The organism is Lamprocystis purpurea DSM 4197 (assembly GCF_000379525.1).
Classification (GTDB): domain Bacteria; phylum Pseudomonadota; class Gammaproteobacteria; order Chromatiales; family Chromatiaceae; genus Thiodictyon; species Thiodictyon purpureum.
This window is the reverse complement of the sequence record NZ_KB902440.1, coordinates 1-2,200: the sequence shown is the minus strand read 5'-3', so window position 1 is coordinate 2,200 and position 2,200 is coordinate 1. Positions and strand designations below refer to the sequence as shown.

General features: G+C 55.2%; 1 protein-coding gene. It reads left to right on the top strand.

Annotated elements, in window-relative coordinates; genetic code table 11:
* Positions 1 to 1,080 precede the first annotated feature (1,080 nt).
* Positions 1,081 to 1,938: a protein NO VEIN domain-containing protein gene (locus A39O_RS40595; protein ID WP_157639838.1), complete on the top strand. Its 858-nt coding sequence runs from the start codon at positions 1,081 to 1,083 to the stop codon at positions 1,936 to 1,938.
* Positions 1,939 to 2,200 lie beyond the last annotated feature (262 nt).

Sequence of the window (2,200 nt, the reverse complement as noted above, 5' to 3'; positions counted from 1 at the left end):
CGCCTGGTGTTCGACTACCTGGGCATGACGGAAAACTCCCGCCGCCGCCCGCGGGGACGGCCAGCCACGGTGGGCTAGAACGGATTCGCCGTGCGACAGGGTCACAGAAGGCGGGCAACCGCCTCCGCGCCTGCTATCCTGGGAACACCAGTTGAACTGACGCATGTCAGCCTTCGGTCGGTGCCTCCCAAACACCCTGACCAACCGTCGAGAAAGGGACTTCACACGATTGTTTCTTCGTTTATTCTTTTCTGAGAACAATCGTCGCATCGCCCGTTTAAGCAGCGTACCCTCGACGCGTTCGTGCGTGATGAGGCAATCTTGCCTTATAACGCACGAACGGTGCGGTGAGGAACGGAGCGCAGGGGCTTGACAACCTGAGAAAACACTGATCCAATCTTAAAAAGGCGACGTGTTATGGGGTAGTTCGTCCGCCTAAATGTGTCAGCTCCAAGAAAGGGGGACCGATGGACTGCGCCACATTAATCTCTAGCGAGTACCTCGAAATCGTGAAGATTGTTGGCGCTTTCGACGCCCGCCTTCTTACAATCAAAGGCTGGGCTGTAACTTTTAGCTTAGCGACTCTGGCTCTCGCCTTTCAGCAGAAAAATAGGGGGTTATTCCTCGCGGTTCTGATTAGTGCGCTGTCGTTCTGGCTCCTTGAGGCATCAGTAAAGGGCCATCAGATGAGGTACTACCCAAGGATGGCTGAAATTGAGATTGCCTGCCACACCGATCTGGGTCCGCGGATAAACAGTAGCTGGATGGAAGGCGTGCCAGCGTTTCTGCACCCCACTAAGGAAAGAAGCAGCGACGGTAAAGTCGTAGTTGGCGGAGCTTACTGGTTAAGATGGTTCCTTCCACACGTCATGCTTCCCCATCTTATACTAGTGCTTATTTCCGCCTGGTTCATTTGGCGAGACCCAGGTGCGAACCGTTTTCTTGGTGCGCGAAATGAAACGAGCTAACGAACCCACCAGCACCGACGCCAAGCTGCGGCCTTCGCTCTCGCTCAGGCCGCAGCTTGGCGCGGGCTGTGGTTAAAGTTAGCCTGACCAACTTATGATTGCGGCGACGCCCATGCCTTCAACCAAAGAAATCGGAGGAAACAAGTTGATGGCGGCTCGTCAAGACGCAACACTTAATGCCGCGATACCCGCAATGCGTGACTACATTGTTGAGACTTGGTGGGCGACGAAGATGCCTGCTCAGGCATCGAAAGGCGACGACGAGGTGCGCCAACGCGCTACGCTGGGACCGACCAGCAATCCTGCCGGCTGGTGGGGAAGAGCCTGGACCGCGGTAGAAAAGTGTCGCCGAGGAGAGAATACGGGAGACGCCTGGATGGCTCGTTTTGAACCGTATTTCCGCGGCCTTACCCGAATACCCGACCGTCGGCCCTGGTGCTATGCCGTTGACGATGTCATTGAATCCCCGCCTCCCAAAGTCGAGTTCGAGCGTGCCCTTACGATGTGGACAGAAGGGCAAGGACGTGTCGAAGGGGTGGAGGCACGCCGAGCAATTGAGCAAGCTGGAATGGAAGCAGCCCGGACTTGGTTGCGAAGCAACGGATTCACGGACGACCAGATACTCGATACAAGCGCCACGAAGGCATGGGACCTTGAAGCGGAACGCGAAGGAAAGAGACTATATGTCGAAGCGAAGGGCTCTTCATCCTCATGGTCGGAATATTTTTCAGTAGCGCTCACCCAGAATGAAGTCCAGCATGCGCGAGAAAATCCAGATTCGTGTGCCCTCGTAATCGCTGCATCCTGTACCCTTGAGCGTGATGACCTTGGTTGTCTTCGTGCGACGCCGGGCGAAGTAATGGTGCTTTTTCCCTGGCGTCCCCAAGGCGATCAACTTTTTCCCGTAGCGTTTAAGTATCGCCCCGGCCCGGCCTCCGCGATTAGGCGTTTTGAGTTTCTCGCAGAGTAGATGGGCACACAAGCAAAGACAACGCTCCTAAGGCTCTCAATACAAGGAAATAGAGAGTAAGGAGAGAGTAAGGGGCCAGGCTCTGGTTCTTTTGTTGGGGAATGAGTAAGAGCCTAACCTTTGTCTCAAGAGCGAGCGCGCGCCACAGGCATCGTGCTAACTGGCTAGCTTAGTGAAGGTTCACTAACAAGTTACTCATTCTATCTCAGGCGGCCTCTGTCTGGTGGCGGCCATTGATGCGCATTTGGAGTTCAAGGCTTCA